The sequence below is a fragment of the Exiguobacterium aurantiacum genome (assembly GCF_024362205.1).
Lineage (GTDB): Bacteria > Bacillota > Bacilli > Exiguobacteriales > Exiguobacteriaceae > Exiguobacterium > Exiguobacterium aurantiacum_B.
This window is the reverse complement of record NZ_CP101462.1, coordinates 1,231,950-1,247,777: the sequence shown is the minus strand read 5'-3', so window position 1 is coordinate 1,247,777 and position 15,828 is coordinate 1,231,950. Positions and strand designations below refer to the sequence as shown.

At 52.1% G+C, this 15,828-nt stretch carries 16 protein-coding genes; all 16 read right to left on the bottom strand.

Translation table 11 applies throughout. The annotated features are described in order from the left end of the window. Nucleotides 1-66: 66 nt before the first annotated feature. The gene (locus NMQ00_RS06425) at nt 67-261 is read right to left on the bottom strand and encodes a YqgQ family protein (RefSeq protein ID WP_255178411.1); all 195 of its coding nucleotides are present in this window, start codon (nt 259-261) and stop codon (nt 67-69) included. Further along, entirely contained in the window at nt 258-1,280 is a 1,023-nt protein-coding gene (locus NMQ00_RS06420) for a M42 family metallopeptidase (protein WP_255178410.1), read from the bottom strand. Before NMQ00_RS06420 ends, NMQ00_RS06425 begins: the two co-directional genes overlap by 4 nt. Before the next feature lie 15 nt (nt 1,281-1,295). Beyond that, complete coding sequence (locus NMQ00_RS06415) at nt 1,296-2,348, bottom strand: rhomboid family intramembrane serine protease (protein WP_255178409.1); 1,053 nt, start codon at nt 2,346-2,348, stop codon at nt 1,296-1,298. 152 nt (nt 2,349-2,500) lie between these two features. Continuing rightward, nucleotides 2,501-3,457 carry an L-lactate dehydrogenase gene (locus NMQ00_RS06410; RefSeq protein WP_255178408.1) on the bottom strand — a complete coding sequence of 319 codons (957 nt, stop codon included), beginning with the start codon at nt 3,455-3,457 and terminating at the stop codon, nt 2,501-2,503. A gap of 169 nt (nt 3,458-3,626) precedes the next feature. Then, on the bottom strand, nt 3,627-4,397 hold the full coding sequence (locus tag NMQ00_RS06405) for a DUF92 domain-containing protein (protein WP_255178407.1): 771 nt from the start codon (nt 4,395-4,397) through the stop codon (nt 3,627-3,629). After that, a complete protein-coding gene (locus NMQ00_RS06400) occupies nt 4,376-4,930 on the bottom strand; it encodes a 5-formyltetrahydrofolate cyclo-ligase (RefSeq protein ID WP_255178406.1) in 555 nt (184 codons plus the stop codon). Before NMQ00_RS06400 ends, NMQ00_RS06405 begins: the two co-directional genes overlap by 22 nt. A gap of 55 nt (nt 4,931-4,985) precedes the next feature. Next, the gene (gene rpmG, locus NMQ00_RS06395) at nt 4,986-5,150 is read right to left on the bottom strand and encodes a 50S ribosomal protein L33 (RefSeq protein WP_016510885.1); all 165 of its coding nucleotides are present in this window, start codon (nt 5,148-5,150) and stop codon (nt 4,986-4,988) included. A gap of 84 nt (nt 5,151-5,234) precedes the next feature. Continuing rightward, nucleotides 5,235-7,436 carry a 1,4-alpha-glucan branching protein domain-containing protein gene (locus NMQ00_RS06390; protein WP_255178405.1) on the bottom strand — a complete coding sequence of 734 codons (2,202 nt, stop codon included), beginning with the start codon at nt 7,434-7,436 and terminating at the stop codon, nt 5,235-5,237. A 14-nt stretch (nt 7,437-7,450) separates the two neighbouring features. Further along, on the bottom strand, nt 7,451-8,218 hold the full coding sequence (locus NMQ00_RS06385; protein ID WP_255178404.1) for a DUF4912 domain-containing protein: 768 nt from the start codon (nt 8,216-8,218) through the stop codon (nt 7,451-7,453). A gap of 119 nt (nt 8,219-8,337) precedes the next feature. Further along, nucleotides 8,338-9,000 carry a phosphate signaling complex protein PhoU gene (phoU, locus tag NMQ00_RS06380; protein ID WP_255178403.1) on the bottom strand — a complete coding sequence of 221 codons (663 nt, stop codon included), beginning with the start codon at nt 8,998-9,000 and terminating at the stop codon, nt 8,338-8,340. A 15-nt stretch (nt 9,001-9,015) separates the two neighbouring features. Beyond that, on the bottom strand, nt 9,016-9,777 hold the full coding sequence (pstB, locus tag NMQ00_RS06375) for a phosphate ABC transporter ATP-binding protein PstB (protein ID WP_052090224.1): 762 nt from the start codon (nt 9,775-9,777) through the stop codon (nt 9,016-9,018). A 103-nt stretch (nt 9,778-9,880) separates the two neighbouring features. Further along, complete coding sequence (gene pstA / locus NMQ00_RS06370) at nt 9,881-10,792, bottom strand: phosphate ABC transporter permease PstA (protein WP_255178402.1); 912 nt, start codon at nt 10,790-10,792, stop codon at nt 9,881-9,883. Between the two features lies 1 nt (nt 10,793). Continuing rightward, a complete protein-coding gene (pstC, locus tag NMQ00_RS06365; RefSeq protein WP_255178401.1) occupies nt 10,794-11,738 on the bottom strand; it encodes a phosphate ABC transporter permease subunit PstC in 945 nt (314 codons plus the stop codon). An 84-nt stretch (nt 11,739-11,822) separates the two neighbouring features. After that, complete coding sequence (locus tag NMQ00_RS06360) at nt 11,823-12,761, bottom strand: PstS family phosphate ABC transporter substrate-binding protein (RefSeq protein WP_255178400.1); 939 nt, start codon at nt 12,759-12,761, stop codon at nt 11,823-11,825. Nucleotides 12,762-12,914: 153 nt separating this feature from the next. Next, nucleotides 12,915-14,972: a peptidoglycan D,D-transpeptidase FtsI family protein gene (locus NMQ00_RS06355; RefSeq protein ID WP_255178399.1), complete on the bottom strand. Its 2,058-nt coding sequence runs from the start codon at nt 14,970-14,972 to the stop codon at nt 12,915-12,917. Nucleotides 14,973-15,137: 165 nt separating this feature from the next. After that, nucleotides 15,138-15,746, bottom strand: a complete 609-nt coding sequence (locus NMQ00_RS06350) for a superoxide dismutase (protein ID WP_255178398.1) — start codon at nt 15,744-15,746, stop codon at nt 15,138-15,140. Between the last annotated feature and the right edge of the window lie 82 nt (nt 15,747-15,828).

Below are 15,828 nucleotides of genomic sequence, written 5' to 3'. Positions count from 1 at the left end.
CGCTTTCATCCCATAGTTTACACTATTAAACCCCTAGTGCAAACCTTTGCACTAGGGGTTTTTCTGTCAATCTCTTGAATTTTTCAATTCATGCGTCAAAATGATTTTGGCCGTGTCGTACTCTCGTTGTTCGATCATCCCACCGGCGTGCAATTCGTCGAGTTCCATCATCATGAGCCCGATTTCAGCGTCGCGTTCACCGATATAAATGATCGTCCCAAACGTTTTCAAAAACTGTTGGACATCATAAAAGTTTTTCATCGTTCGTCTCCCATCGTCGTGAGCACATAACGATAGAGCAGTTCCCGTGTCGCCTCGAGCGATTTGGTATGCGTCCGTTCATAGCTGTGACTCGACTCGATGCCTGGTCCGACGAGGGCGTGGCGCACATCATAGCCGGCCCGAATCGCCGCCGAAGCATCAGAACCATAATACGGGTAAATATCGACCTTGTGGGCAATACCGTGTTCCCGACACAATGCGGTGAACTGACGGCGTAACCCGAGATCATATGGCCCGGACGAATCTTTCGCACAAATCGATACCGTGTACTCATCCGAATGCTGTCCATCGCCGAGCGCCCCCATATCGACAGCGATATATTCCGTCACTGCTTCCGGGATCCCGGCGTTGCCCCCGAATCCAACCTCTTCATAGTTCGAGATCAAGTAGTGGACCGGATGCGGCAAGTCGGCGTCGACCAGGTCTGTCGCCAAATCGAGCAAGATGGCGACAGATGCCTTGTCGTCGAGGTGTCGTGATTTGATATAGCCTGCGTTCGTCCGGCGGAAGCGTGGGTCGAACGAGACGAAGTCCCCGACCTCGATGCCAAGGGCACGCACTTCTTCAGCCGAATGGACATCGGCGTCCAGTCGTACCTCGATGTTTGACGAAGTTCGCTCCGCGTTGTTCGTGTCTTTATAGACGTGAACACTCGACTGGTGGATGAGAATCGTCCCTTCGACGGGCTCGCCCGCCTCCGCATGGACCAGGCAGTTTTCCCCTTCGATGGCGGTCCAGGCGTAACCTCCGACTTGCGTCAATCGCAGACGGCCACTCGGCAAGATGTCTTTCACCATCGCCCCGAGCGTATCGACGTGGGCCGTTAACAGACGCGCTCCTGGCGACTTCCCTTCAAACGTCGCCAGGAGCGCCCCTTTATTTAAGCGTTTCGTGGCGACGCCGAGATTCGTGAGTTCTTGCTCCACGAAGCCGATCGCCTCATCCGTCATGCCCGACGGACTTGGAATTTCAACCAGTTGCTTCAACGTTTCAATCATACCTTTACTCCTTTGTCATCGATTATAGCCGAACCAGAATAACGCTCCGGATGCCACGAGCACGATCACCGTAAACAACAGACGGCGCTTTTTCACATGTTCATCCGGCAAGCCGACCACTCCCGCCATCAGAAAGCCCCCGACAAGACCCCCCGCGTGTGCGGAGTGGTCCAAACTAGCGCCAAGGACGAAAGCGAGTCCTACGTTTAATCCTAACATAATAAACAGCGGCGGGCCGAGCGTCTTCATAAATAAGGAGCGGTCGCGGAGGCCGAAATAAAGCAGCGCCCCGACAAGCCCGAACAGCGCCCCCGATGCCCCGGCCGAGATGGCTTCACTGAACGCGTACGAGGCGACCGTGGCGATGACGCCTGCTAACAAATAGATGGTGACGAAGCGGGACGAGCCGTACATCCGTTCGACGAGCGGACCGAGCGACCAAAGCGCGAACATATTGATCGCAAAATGGAACCAGCCGATGTGGAGGAACATCGGTGTGACCAAACGCCACCATTCCCCCGCATCGATGAGAGGATTGACTTTCGCCCCGAAGCGAATAAGCGTATTCGGATCGAGCGTCGAACCAATCGATTCGGCGAACCACATGACGAGGAACGTCACGAACATGAGCCCATAGACGAGCTGTGGTTTCCCAAAGGCGAACCGTTGCTTCAGTTCGTTCTTTCGTTTTTGGTCGAGCGCGACGGCGCGTGGTCGGTACGACTCTTCCGCTTGACCGCACGGCCTCATCTCGAGCTTCACTTTTGCCGCGATCGGGAACGTGAGGGACGATAGGCGCTCCTCATCGACGAGCGGGTCGCCGTAAATGTGAACGTACAGTTTCTCACGGCCGATGCGGGCCAAGCGAAACGAATTCATGACCGCCTCGACGTCCATGGCGACATGGTTCGCCCAGGCTTTGTCCGTCCGTATGTAGAGGTGATAGACGTCCCCGGCTTTCGTATCGAACAATAAGAGCGCGCGCGACGGTTCCAAGATCCCCTCAATCCGTCCTCCCGTCTCGACGGTGCGATACACGTCTTCCCAAAAACAAGCTGGCTCAGTCATCAATCGTCACCTCCTTCTTTACTTTCATTTTAAAGCAATTTATGGCTGCCGACAAAAGAGAGCCTATGCCCAACGTGTCGAGAAAAAAGACATAACAAAAAAACCGTAGCGGCGTTAGCCGGCTACGGTCATGAACGAACGAGCGCTCGTTCTTATAAGACAGGTTCCATCGTTTTCAACAACACTTCTGCCGAGTGATGCATCTTCTGTTTTTCTTCTTCTGACAACTCGATTTCCACGACTTGACGGACACCTTGACGGTTGATGATTGCCGGTACACCGATGTGGATATCATTCAAGCCATATTCGCCGTCCAAGTGCGCACCGACCGTCAACAACGTGTTCTCGTTGCGAAGCACGGCTTTGACGAGACGGAGCAGGCCGAGACCGATCGCGTAATAGGTCGCCCCTTTACGTTCGATGATATGGTATGCCGCGTCACGGACGTTGACGTAAATTTCTTCGAGGTCTTCCCATGTGTACTCGTCGTTCTCTTCAAGCAACTGTTCGACCGATTTTCCATAAATACGAGCGTTGCTCCATGCCGCGAACTCTGTGTCGCCGTGCTCACCCATGATGTAGGCGTGGCAGTTACGTGGATCGACGTTGAAGTAATCGCCGAGCATATAACGAAGTCGTGACGTATCGAGTACCGTCCCCGAACCGAAGACACGGTGTTTCGGTAGACCCGAGTATTTCCATGCCAAGTGGGTCATGATGTCGACCGGGTTCGATGCGATGATGATGATGCCGTCGAAACCAGACGCCATGATGTCCCCGATCATCGATTTCATGATTTTAGCATTCTTCTCGACGAGGTCGAGACGCGTTTCACCTGGTTTTTGCGGAGCGCCGGCAGTGATGACGACGATATCTGCTGCACCACAGTCCGTATAGTCCCCTGCCCAGACGCGCATCGGTGAAGAGGCGAATGAGACGCCGTGATTCAAGTCCATCGCTTCCCCTTCAGCTTTCGATTTGTTGATGTCGATGATGACAAGCTCTTCACAGAGACTAGCTGTCGTTAATTGGTACGCAAAGCTGGCACCGACCGCTCCGGCCCCGACGAGCGCGACCCGTGTTACTTTTGCATGATTTAATGTTTCCATATTGATTCTCCACCCTTCGAACAATCTGTTTCATGTTTTTGTTTTGTCTGTTACATAAAGATTGTAACATCATTCACAAACACTCACTACTAAGGAAACCGTTTTCACTTTGGCAATATTGTGACAATATTCACATTCATTTGAAACATCTTCTCTGACTGTACTACCCTTATCGAAGCAAGAGAAAACTAATCGTCGCGGCCGAGGCGATCGCCAAAAAGTTGACGGCGTCATTGCCGAGAAAGCGCCAGCCTGATATGTAAGACGTCGGCTCATGATGATGGACTCTCTTCTCGGTCAACTTGCCGCATACCCGGCATCTAAACTTGCGTTGGACCGTCGCCCCGAGGAGTGTGTCGACGACGCTCCCGGTCAGTCCGAGAGCGATCAACAAGCCGGCGAACGCCAAGCTGATATCGATCAATGGTAGCGACGCGCCGATGATGACCGCTGCCCCGGCCACCGACATGAACGTTCCGAACGGAGACACCCCGCCGCTCGTTCCCGGTTCCACTTCACGGAACGTTAAGACGGAACGTGGTTTTTGTTTGGCGAGGACCCCGAACTCGGAGCCCCACGTATCACTCGTCGCCGCCGCAATCGAGGCAATATACGCGAACAACCAGGCATCGTTCGGCGCGAGAATCATCCCGAGCGCCGTCGCCATCCCGACGCCACCGTTGGCGAGCACTTGAACGAAGTCGCGAGGCCCTGATTTCTCAACGATCTCATCGACGGGTTCTTTGTCGCGGGAACGGTATTTCGAGGCGAGCGATGACGTCGAGAAGAAGACACCGAGCAGATACAGTCCGAACCAACCGAAGCCGTACCCGATGACCGTCCCCGTCACAACCGTCAAGACGGCGCCGGAGATGGTCAATGAGCGCAGCCGATAGCCGGCAAAGGCTACCAGACAAGTTACGAGAAAGATTGCGAGCATAGAATCGTTTCCCTTTCCGTCACGATAAATTCGACAGGAATGTCGTGTGGCTCGACCGGAATCGTATCGAGCAGTTGGACATCATAGGCCAACGAGATAGTGACACCTTCATACGTCGCTAAAAAACGATCGTAATACCCACCGCCCCAGCCGATCCGATACCCAGACCGGTTAAAGACACGTCCCGGGACGATACATACATCGATGCCGAGGTCTGATTCCATGGTCGTCGGTTCGAGTATGCCCATCACCCCCGGCTCGAGGTCACTGAACGTCTTGATTTGGTGAAATGTGAGCCCCTGTTTCGTTACTTTCGGCACGAGCACCGATTTTCCTGCTTCTAAAGCCGCCTCGATGAGCGGGCGTGTACTCACTTCAAGTTCGAGCGACAACGTGAGTGCGACCGTATGCGCTTGTTGCCAAACTGGGAGCGACAGTACGGTATGTATAATCGTTTCGTCACGATCGCCGCGATCGGCGAGCGCGCGAATGTTCGCATGAACCTCTTTACGCAGTTCTTGTTTAGCTATCATCGTTTATTCCTCCTATCGAAAAAAAAGGCCGCCACATGAGTGACGGCCAGTCTCATTATTTCACTTCGCGGTAAAGCGTGTGACGACGGAGACGTGGGTTGTATTTGCGCAATTCGAGGCGCTCTGGGTTGTTACGTTTGTTTTTCTTCGTGATGTACGTGCGATCGCCTGTTTCTGTGCAAGCTAGTGTGATTTTAACGCGCATATCTTTCACTCCCATCTTACTAATGTTGTATCAAGTGCTTTTGCTTTACAGTCTAAGCATACTCAATTATCCTACCAAGTTTTATTTGAAAAAGCAAGGTTATTTCGTGTTCTTTTTCAAACGTTTCTGCCCGTATGGCGAAGCATCGAGCGGCAAGCAGGTTTTTACGTTATCGCCAATCGGATAGCGCATTCCGACTTCCTCGGTCGACAGTTGTTCGCAAATAAAGACCGTATCGGCTTCAGCGAGGATGCTGCTCTCGATTCGATGGATTGCGTCGAACAGTCCGCCGTGTCCATGCGGATTGCGGGTCGTTTCAAATGACAACATAGTTGAGTATAACGGAACTTGTAGTGCTTTCGCAAGTGAACGTGCCGCTGTAATCGTCATCCAATCGAATTGATGAATCGCTTTGAACGGGACTTTCGAAACAAGTTCATGCGCGAGTTTGACGTAGGCCACGTTTTGGGCCGCGACTTGGTTCATCACGTGCTCCAAGAATGGGCTCGTCAAACGGACACGGTAGACGTGAATCCGGTTGTGGCGTTCATATTCTGGCAACCCTTCCTTGAACGGTGTCAAGACGTACACCGTCTCCCCGTCCGCAGCTCTTGCCTCGACTTCGTCGATGACGCGGCGACCGAGATCCCCGACGACGTTGCCTGTATATTCTGGCGTCAAGACGAGAATGGCCTCGTCCTCTTTACCACGCTCTTCGGTCACATAATAATCGTGTGGCGACAAGAACGTGTCGATGTCAACGTCCACATCATCAAGGAACGGATACGCGCGATAATGCTCAGCGAGCAACTCATCCGATAGCTTGTCTTGGTAAAGTGCCGTCTCGAGCTCGGCGAACAGGCGCGTATGCTCGCGGAACCGTTCTGCCGCATATTGGGCCGTCGTCTGACCGTCGAGGATAAACGCCCAGTCACTTGATACAGCGAGCACGTAATGGCGAACGAGTTGGATGAGCGCCCGGTCGACGAGTGGCGACTTGTGACGATAATCGGCCACGTCTTTGACGAGTTGTGTCTCCATCATGTGTAAGTGACGAAGCATCCATTCGTTGCGTTCGTTGATCCAGACGTCGCCATAGCCTTTACGCCCCCACGTGTTCATCGAGACGTGGACCGTCTCGAGGTCTTGGAAGTGACGTTCAAGGAACAACGCTGGCGTGATTGTCTCGATACCAAACTCTTCGAGTCGCTCGGCGACTTTCCCGAGGAACTCAGGTCCTTCAAACCACCAATGTCCGAACAATTCGGCATCGAACGGTGCCGTTACGAGGAACGGCGGGAACATCTGTCCCCCGTGGGCCTCGAGATGCCCTTCGAGCGTCTGTGCGAAATCGAAGGCATGGTTGTCGATTTGATGTTCGGCCCAGGCGCGGACATAATAGTCTTTCTCATCCGAATCACCCGTGATGCGGTGCATCTTCAAGCCCGTATCGAAGCGAATCCCTTCCGGATGCATGAACTTTTCAATGTACGCCCAGTCGCGGTCATAGGCGAGGTCACGATAAAACTCGCGATAGTCAGGATGGCCCGGATATCCGATCATCGAGCTCCAAATCTTCCCTGAGATGATTTGGTCACGCGGGAACAAGGCGACGCCATGCGGCGAGTAGACCGGTGCACCGATCCCTTTGTCCGGCGTCGGGTCGGCATCGAGCAAGGCGTGCTCATCGACGAACGTATAACGAACGCCTTCCTCGTACAAGATGCGGTCGACACCTGGCGTGTAGGCACACTCCGGCAACCAAATGCCGGTCGGACGGAACCCGTAATGACGCTCGAAACAGTTCAAGCCGGTACGGATTTCCGCGCGGGCGGCCTGTTCGGTGAACAAGTGTGGGTTGAAGCCGTGCGTCGCCGTACATGTGACCATATCGATGAACCCTTGCTCACGATATGTACGGAACGCATGGTTCAAGTTTTTCTCCCAATGCAGGAACGTTGTTTTCAAATCGTTGTAGCGCCCGCGATAAAAATGGAGCGTCTCAACTTCCTGTTCGCTCCGTCCTTCGGCGAGCTCAATCTCAATCAATTCGAGCATCTCATCCAAATGTTCCACGTAACGGTCCTGGACGAGCGGGTCGGCGAGCATCTCGACGACGGGCGGTGAGATGCTGACCGTCCAATGGAGCGGTTTTTGCAGACGGTCGACTTGCCAAAGAATCGGGATATATGTCTCGGAGATGGCTTCATACACCCATCTCTCTTCTAGGCGGTGTTTCTCTTCATGTCTTACGTACGGAAGGTGGGCATGAAGGACGAGTGAAAAATAACCTGGTTTCATCAAAAAAATCCTCCTCAGCGCACGAATCGATATGCGGAATATTTTGGTAACGTGTCGAGTAGTTCAGGAGTCTCGACTTCCCCGTATTGCCAGCGTCGCACCGGTTCGGCGAAACGACCGTGCCCGGTCGGCTCTGCCCGTGGCGTATCAATCGGTGAGGATGCGAGCAACGGCAGGAACTCCCCTTCCATCGTCCGAATCCCGAACTCGAACACGTATGTCGTATTCGGATCGAGCGGCCGGACGAACCAACTGTTCGTCATCTCCGGCAATTCGAACGTATACGCCCGGTTCGCATGTCCGCTCGCGTAGTCGAGCAACGTGATGTCGAGGATGCGAAACGCCTTCGGCAAGTCTTCCCATGGACGCATGAATTGCATCGAGAGCGTTTCTTTGACGCTGTCCGACACTTCCCAGAAGACATAGACGGCGTTCGGTGATTGGACGACCGCATGCATCAAGTCTTGATCATAGCGGTCTGGGAGCTTCCAAAACCCTTCTGGACCTTTGTCAAGAAGCGGTGATTGGGTAGGCTCCTCGTGTTGCAGTGTCGAAGCGACCTGCTTCACAGATGAGGCGGGTACTTGCTTCGAGTTTGATGTCATTGATTTCTTCCCTTCCGTCTTTCGTTTTGGGGCGGCTGCCGGCTTGTCCGGTTCACCGTGTTGGGAACGCCATTTACGCCAAGCGTACTGGACTTTCCCGATCGGCATATCTAATTGTTCTGCAATCTGTTTTAACGTCAGTCCTTGTTGTTTCAAGGAAACGATTTTCTCTTCCATATATGTCTGGCTCCCTTCCTAAAAAAAATCCATGTGTTCTACTATTCGCCCCTTTATCCGTGAATTCCTGCACAAAAAAAAGTAAAGAACAACTGGTCTGTTGTTCTTTACCACTTTTGTCACTGGTTTAAATCATAATGTTTCCCTTTTTCGAGGAAAATGAGGTGTTCCCCGAAGTTGGTCACGTGATCACCCATCCGTTCTAAATAGCGGGCGATGTTCGAAAACTCGTAAACGTCGTTCGTCCCGACAGCCATCGTCGGAACAGAACCCATGTATTGTTTGATGGCCTGCAAGTTCAAATCGTCGATGACTTTGTCCATCTCATTCAATTCGCGCACTCGACTGACCTCGCCTTTCCGGTAAGCGCGTGTCGCGAGCTCGAGCATGTCGATCAATTGCTCGGCCATCTGTTTGAGCGGTTTGATGTCGAGGACGTACGGGACGTGCTCGATACGGCCGACGGCTTTGGCGATGTTCGTCGCATAGTCCGCGATACGCTCCAAGTCCGTCGCTGATTTCATCGTCACGATCAAACGACGAAGATCGGTCGCGACCGGTTGCTGCTTCGCGATCAACAAGATCGCTTCATCATTGATCTCGAGCTCGAGGTCGTCAAGTTCATTGTCATTGTCGATGACCGTCTGCGCGAGCACGAGATCACGTTTCTCGAGCACTTCGATAGCGGTCGCCGTCTGGCGCATCGTCAAGTTCGCCAAGCGAACGACTTTATCTTCTAATTCGTTTAACTTCATATCAAAGAATGTGCGATTTTGTGCCATGATTGTCTCCCCTTCTTAACCGAACCGGCCAGAAATATAATCTTCAGTCCGTTTGTCCGTTGGATTCGAGAAGATTTTATCGGTCGCATCGAACTCAACGACTTCTCCGTTCAAGAAGAACGCCGTCTTATCCGATACACGAGCCGCTTGTTGCATGTTGTGTGTGACGATGATGATCGAGTATTGCTCTTTCAACTCTTGGACGAGCTCCTCGACTTTGAGTGTCGAAATCGGATCGAGTGCAGACGTCGGCTCATCCATGAGGATGACGTCCGGCTCGATGGCGAGCGTCCGGGCGATGCAGAGACGCTGCTGTTGACCGCCCGAGAGGCCGTAAGCGTTCTCGTTCAAGCGGTCTTTCACTTCATCCCAGATGGCAGCGCCACGTAACGAGCGTTCGACGATCTCATCGAGTACTTTCTTGTTTTTGATACCGTGTGTCCGCGGCCCGTAAGCCACGTTGTCATAAACCGATTTCGGGAACGGGTTCGGCTGTTGGAACACCATGCCGACCGACGTCCGGAGATCTTCGACCCGATAGTCGCGGTCGAAGATGTTGCGGCCATGATACAAGATTTCACCATTTGTACGAACAGATGGCACGAGTTCGACCATCCGGTTTAACGTCTTGATGAACGTCGACTTTCCGCAACCGGACGGACCGATGATGGCCGTCACTTCGTTTTGCTTGATATCGAGATTGACGTCGATCAACGCCTGATCGTCGCCATACCATAAGTTCAAGTTGTTCACGACATAGGCACTGTCTTTTTGCATCACGGTCTCGTTCGGTTGGGTCGTCGTTGTGTTCACTTCATGATCTCCTTTGAGTTCTTTTTGTTTCATCATCTCGAGAATCCTCCTCGTTACCTGCTACGACTTAATGTCGATTCGTATATTTGTTACGGATATAGATGGCTGCCGAGTTCATGATGATCAACATCGTCATCAAGACGATGATGCCGGCAGCGGCCAAGTTTTGGAATTCTGCTTGTGGACGGCTCGTCCAGTTATAAATTTGAATCGGCAACGCCGTGAAGTCTGAGAACACGCTGCTCGGCGTCGTCGAAATGAACGTCGCAGCTCCGACCATGATCAGTGGAGCCGTCTCGCCGATGGCACGTGATACGGCCAAGATGATCCCTGTAATAATCCCTGGAATGGCGGACGGCAAGACGACGTTGAACGTCGTCTGCCATTTCGAGGCACCGAGCGCGAGCGACGCGTGGCGCAACTCCATCTTGACCGAGCGAAGCGCTTCTTGCGACGCGACGATGACGATCGGCAAACTCATCAGTCCGAGCGTCAGCGCACCGGCCATGAGTGAGTTCCCGAGTTCCATGACCCGTACAAAGATCGTCAATCCGAGCAATCCGAACACGATTGACGGCACGCCGGCCAAGTTTGAAATATTCACTTCGATAAATGATGTGATACGGTTTTTCGGGGCATACTCTTCCAAGTAAATTGCGGCACCGACACCGACGATGAACACCATCGGGACGATGAGAAGCATCAACCAAAACGTCCCAATCAAGGCAGGATACAATCCGGCCTGTTCCGGACGGCGTGACGGGAAGTTACGCAAGAAGTCGAGATTGACCCAACCGCCACCTTTTGACACAACATCATAAATCAACGTCGATAAGACGAGCAAGGCGAAGACGAGCCCTGCTAAAAAGATGTACTTAAAGATCTCATTCAATTGAAGACGGCGTTTGATTCGTTGAGAAACCGAATCACGATCCATCAAGTTCTTCGTATTCTTGAACTCACTGTTCGGTAAAGCCATATTAGTACTCCTCTCTGAAGCGGCGCGTCACCCAGTTGGCGAATAGGTTCATCACGAGAGTGAATACGAACAATAGCGCACCGACCGCATAGATACTGTAATATTCGATTGTCCCGTACCCGGCATCGCCTTTGGCGATTTGGACAATATATGCCGTCATTGTTTGAATCGCGTTGAGGGGATTGAACTCAAAGTTCGGCTGTGACCCACCGGCGATGGTTACAATCATCGTCTCACCAATGGCCCGGCTCATCCCGAGGACAATCGACGCGATAATCCCTGAGAGGGCGGCTGGCATAACGACTTTGATGGCGACTTCCAGACGCGTCGCCCCGAGACCAAGTGCCCCATCACGAATTTTCTTCGGTACGGCGCTCATCGAGTCTTCCGAAATGGAAGCGATCATCGGGATAATCATGATCCCGACGACGATTCCTGGGCTGAGGGCGTTATAGATTTGAAGACCCGGAATCAATGCCTGCAAGATCGGTGTGACGAACGATAGGGCGAAGAAACCGAAGACGATCGTCGGTACGCCTGCGAGCACTTCAAGGATCGGCTTCAAAATCGTACGAGCGCGTTCAGACGCATACTCGCTCAAATAAATCGCCGATGCCAACCCCAGTGGGACGGCGACGATCATCGCGATGACGGTGATTTGGAGCGTCCCCATGACGAGGGCCCAGACACCGAAACGTTGATCGGCACTAAGCGGGTACCATTCGGTCGAGCCTAAAAATTCGGCAATCGGCACACGCTCGAAAAACTTGAACAGTTCAAAACCGAGTGTGAACGCGATTCCGACCGTCGTGACGACCGAAACGAATGCGCTCAAGAATAATAAGAACGGCATGACTTTATCAAACACGTTCGTCGTACTATATTTCTTTTTCTTATTGGCTTCAATCATCTCTCGAATCGAAAGCCCTTTGTTTGGTTGGTTCATCTCGTGTATCGCTCCCTACCTCTTCATACTAGAAAGCACGGCGAGAAGGTGAGAGCGACTCTCACCTTCTGCCTCCTGCGCTATTTACTCGCCAGCAATCTCGTCGATCACTTCAGCGTTCTCATCATATCGTGCTTGTTCCATTCCGACATAACCGACTTCTTCTGAAAGGGCTGCTGCATTTTCATTCAAGAAGCGTGTGTAGTCAGCGACTTGTGGCTTATCTTTCAATGACGCGTTGTTCACGTACGTGTAGATCTCACGTGAGAGCGGGTATGAAAGGTCGTTGATCGTCTCAGTCGTCGGCTCGATGCCTTCGACGTTCATCGCGCGAAGCGTATCTTGGTTTTCAATGTAGTACGCGTAACCAAAGAATCCGATCGCACCTTTCGTACCGGCAACACCTGTTACGAGGACGTTGTCGTCTTCAGACAACTGTGCGTCTTGACGGATGTCTGTGTCGTCAAGCACTGCTTCGTTGAAGAAGTCATACGTTCCTGAATCTTTACCAGGTGAGAAGAATGAGATCTCTTCATCTGGCCAGTCTGAACGGACGTCTTTCCATGTCTTCACGTTCGTGTCAGTCCACATTTTGTTGAGTTCTTCGATCGTGATATCTTGTGCCCAGTCGTTCTCTGGGTTGACGACGAGTGAGAGTCCGTCAAGTGCGACCGCGAGTTGCGTGTACTCGACACCGTTCTTCTCAGCTTCAGCCGCTTCTTCTTCTTTGATTTCACGCGATGCGTTCGAGAAGTCTGTTTCGCCTGTGACGAAACGTTTGAAGCCGCCGCCCGTACCTGAGACACCTACCGTGACTTCAACGTCTGGCTGTTCAGCTGAATATTCTTCGGCTACGGCTTCCATGATTGGGAATACGGTAGACGAACCGTCCATGACGACTTTACCTGAAAGTCCTTCACCTTCGGCTGCGCCGCCTCCTTCTTCATTGTTCCCACACGCGGCACCGATGATGGCCACCGAAGTGATTGAAGCGACTAAAGCTGATTTTTTCATCCAAGACATTTCTGACGTCCTCCTTGAGTTTGCTTTGATTTGTGTTGTGGCTTGCTTGTTCTGTCCTACAATTAACATCCTAATAAACTACTATTAACGAGAAATAAACGGAACGTAAAAGAATTGTAAAGACGAAAAAAAGAAGCCACCGAAGTGACTTCTTTACTGGAGCTGTGCTTGGACGTCTTCTAAGTCAAAGTACGCCTTCATGATGTCGTGCGCGACACGGGTGTTGATTCCTTCTGCCTCGAGGCCTGGCATGATGATGGCCCAGGCGATTTCAGGGTCATCATACGGCGCCCAACCGACGTGGTTCGAGTTGAGGGTCTTAATCGGTTCCCCGTTCGCATTTCGCTTCGCTTGGCCGTCTGGCCCTTCCGCGATCGCTTGAGCAGTACCGGTCTTCCCGGCCGCGGTGATCCCCGTCTGTTGCAGAATGCGCGACGTTCCGCTCTCGACCCCTTGTCGGAATCCTTGACGCGCCCGCTGGATGAACTCATCGCGGATATCGACTTTATTGAGCGCGTTCGGTTGGAACGTACTGACGACTTGCTTGTTCGATTCGTCAAGCGAGCCAGGTTCGATGATTTCTTTCAAAAGATGCGGTTGAATCCGGTAGCCGCCGTTTGCAAGCGTCGACGTATACTGCGCCAACTGAATCGGCGTGTACGAGATGAACTGACCAATCGACATGTCCATGAGGAGCGTGACACGGTCCGGTACGCTACGGAATCCGATTGATTCATACGGAAGATCAATCCCTGTCTCGATTCCGAGTCCGAACTGTTTATAGTAATGCTCCATCGTATTGAACGCCTCGGTCACGTTTTCCCCGACGATTTGGCCGGTCGAGTAGTAATCGGCGAGCCGCAAGGCGATTTGGAACATATAGATGTTCGATGACAAGGCAAGGGCATCAAGGTCGTTGATGTTCCCCATGTTCCGGTACGACGACTTGAGTGACGAACCGATGCGGATCGGCGTGTCGTAAATATATTCACCCGGTTGGATGACTTCTTCTTCAAGTCCGAACGCGACCGTCGCTCCCTTGATCGTCGAGCCGATTTGACTCGCCCGCAGAACCGTCCCGGTCGAGACGTCTTTGAATTCGTTCGTTTCATAGTCGAGCTCTTGTCCCGAGAGGGCGAGCAATTCACCCGTTTGCGGGTTCATGACGACGGCGAAGGCACGGTCAAAGTGCGGGCTGCCCGAACGTCCGGCACGAATCGCTTTCTTCAAAATCTCATCGATTTCTTTTTGGAATTCGATGTCCGTCGACAAGATGATATCTTTCCCTGGGTTACCGCTGACGCGGGTCGGTTCTCCGACCGGTTCGCCCTTGTACGTCGTGAAGACGTCGTAGGCCGGGGTGCCGCGAAGAATCTCTTCATATTGTTGTTCAAGATAAGACGTGCCGACACGGTCGTTTAAGCCGTACCCTTTCGCTTGATACGAGGCGCGCTGCTCGGCCGGGATTTGACGATAGCTTCCGAGAAAGCTTTGGAACGTCTCGCCGAACGGGTAGTCCCGTTGGTAATACGGCTCGACACTGACACCAGGGAGCAGTTCCAAGTTTTCTTCGATCAACGCCATCTCTTTTGGCGTCGCTCCGATCTTGATGACTTGCGGGTCGAGGGCGTAGCCCGACTCCATATTATGTTTGATGGCGATGATTTCCTCGGTCGCATCATCGAACGTGATTTCTGCGTCTGTGATCGAATCGAGCAACAATTGGTCGACGTCTTGGTTCGACAAGGCGGCCCGCTCTTCTTCCGGGAGATCGGCCAATAGCTTTTGGACGCGTTCTTGCGAGCGCTCTGGATCGATGGCAATCCAATAATCCTTGCGGTCCCGCTCGGTCACTTTGCGGTCCTTCTCCGGGACGTCGACGATGTCAGCGAGCTTGATGGCGACATCAAGCCGCTCTTCCGTCTTCGTCACTTGCGAACGGCGATACATGACCGAGTAGTTTGAGATCGTATCGGCGAGCACTTGACCGTTACGGTCGTAAATCTTACCACGCGGCACCTCGTATTTGATTTTACTCGATTCCGTCTTTTGCACTTCACGGGCGATTAACTCACCATTGACGATTTGAACGACGCCTAAACGAAAAATGAGCGTCGCGAATAAAATAAAGACGATAAAGAACAATAAGTTCAGTCGCAAGGGCAGATGATTGCGCCGTTTTTTCGGCACTTTCACACGGTGTCTGGCCAATTCAGTTGTCTCCTTCCTGATTCGTTTCTTCTATAAGTATAGGTGACATATATGTCGATGATGTTTCTATTTTTAGACTCGATTTTCACTATATCATAATTTGTTTACAAATTAATGAAATGTAGAAAAAATCCCGAGATTCATTGGAATCCCGGGACAGTGTCATTATTTTGCGTCCGCGTAGAGCTTCGCGACGTAATCCCAGTCGATGACATGGAAGAACGCTTGGATGTAATCCGGACGACGGTTTTGGTAGTTCAAGTAGTACGCATGCTCCCAGACGTCAAGACCGAGGATCGGCTGAACGCCTTCCATGATCGGTGAGTCTTGGTTTGGCGTCGACGTAACTTCGAGCTTACCGTTTTTGACGACAAGCCAAGCCCAACCAGAGCCGAAGCGAGTTGTCGCTGCTTTCGCGAACTCATCTTTGAAAGCATCAAAGCTGCCGAATGCTTCATCGATGGCTGACGCGAGTTCGCCTGTCGGTGCGCCGTTCTCGTTTTTCTTCAACAATTTCCAGAAGAACGAGTGGTTCCAGTGACCGCCACCATTGTTACGAACCGCTGTTTGAATGTCAGCAGGAAGTGAATCGAGGTTTTGAAGCAACTCTTCGAGTGAAGAGTAGTTCACATCTTTTCCTTCGAGTGCATTGTTTACGTTCGTGACGTAAGTGTTGTGGTGTTTCGTGTGGTGGATTTCCATCGTGCGTGCGTCAATGTGTGGTTCAAGTGCATCGTATGCGTAATCAAGTTGTGGTAATTCAAATTTAGCCATAACTAAAATCCCCCTTAAAATTGGTTTGAACAACGTTCGTTTTAAATGTAACAGATTTGTGACGGCTGACTCAATTGTAATG

What these genes read in the sequence shown, in the direction of transcription:
- NMQ00_RS06425 (WP_255178411.1), bottom strand. Translation starts at nt 261, where the DNA reads ATGAAAAACTTTTATGATGTCCAACAGTTTTTGAAAACGTTTGGGACG.
- NMQ00_RS06420 (WP_255178410.1), bottom strand. Translation starts at nt 1,280, where the DNA reads ATGATTGAAACGTTGAAGCAACTGGTTGAAATTCCAAGTCCGTCGGGC.
- NMQ00_RS06415 (WP_255178409.1), bottom strand. Translation starts at nt 2,348, where the DNA reads ATGACTGAGCCAGCTTGTTTTTGGGAAGACGTGTATCGCACCGTCGAG.
- NMQ00_RS06410 (WP_255178408.1), bottom strand. Translation starts at nt 3,457, where the DNA reads ATGGAAACATTAAATCATGCAAAAGTAACACGGGTCGCGCTCGTCGGG.
- NMQ00_RS06405 (WP_255178407.1), bottom strand. Translation starts at nt 4,397, where the DNA reads ATGCTCGCAATCTTTCTCGTAACTTGTCTGGTAGCCTTTGCCGGCTAT.
- NMQ00_RS06400 (WP_255178406.1), bottom strand. Translation starts at nt 4,930, where the DNA reads ATGATAGCTAAACAAGAACTGCGTAAAGAGGTTCATGCGAACATTCGC.
- rpmG (WP_016510885.1), bottom strand. Translation starts at nt 5,150, where the DNA reads ATGGGAGTGAAAGATATGCGCGTTAAAATCACACTAGCTTGCACAGAA.
- NMQ00_RS06390 (WP_255178405.1), bottom strand. Translation starts at nt 7,436, where the DNA reads ATGAAACCAGGTTATTTTTCACTCGTCCTTCATGCCCACCTTCCGTAC.
- NMQ00_RS06385 (WP_255178404.1), bottom strand. Translation starts at nt 8,218, where the DNA reads ATGGAAGAGAAAATCGTTTCCTTGAAACAACAAGGACTGACGTTAAAA.
- phoU (WP_255178403.1), bottom strand. Translation starts at nt 9,000, where the DNA reads ATGGCACAAAATCGCACATTCTTTGATATGAAGTTAAACGAATTAGAA.
- pstB (WP_052090224.1), bottom strand. Translation starts at nt 9,777, where the DNA reads ATGCAAAAAGACAGTGCCTATGTCGTGAACAACTTGAACTTATGGTAT.
- pstA (WP_255178402.1), bottom strand. Translation starts at nt 10,792, where the DNA reads ATGGCTTTACCGAACAGTGAGTTCAAGAATACGAAGAACTTGATGGAT.
- pstC (WP_255178401.1), bottom strand. Translation starts at nt 11,738, where the DNA reads ATGAACCAACCAAACAAAGGGCTTTCGATTCGAGAGATGATTGAAGCC.
- NMQ00_RS06360 (WP_255178400.1), bottom strand. Translation starts at nt 12,761, where the DNA reads ATGTCTTGGATGAAAAAATCAGCTTTAGTCGCTTCAATCACTTCGGTG.
- NMQ00_RS06350 (WP_255178398.1), bottom strand. Translation starts at nt 15,746, where the DNA reads ATGGCTAAATTTGAATTACCACAACTTGATTACGCATACGATGCACTT.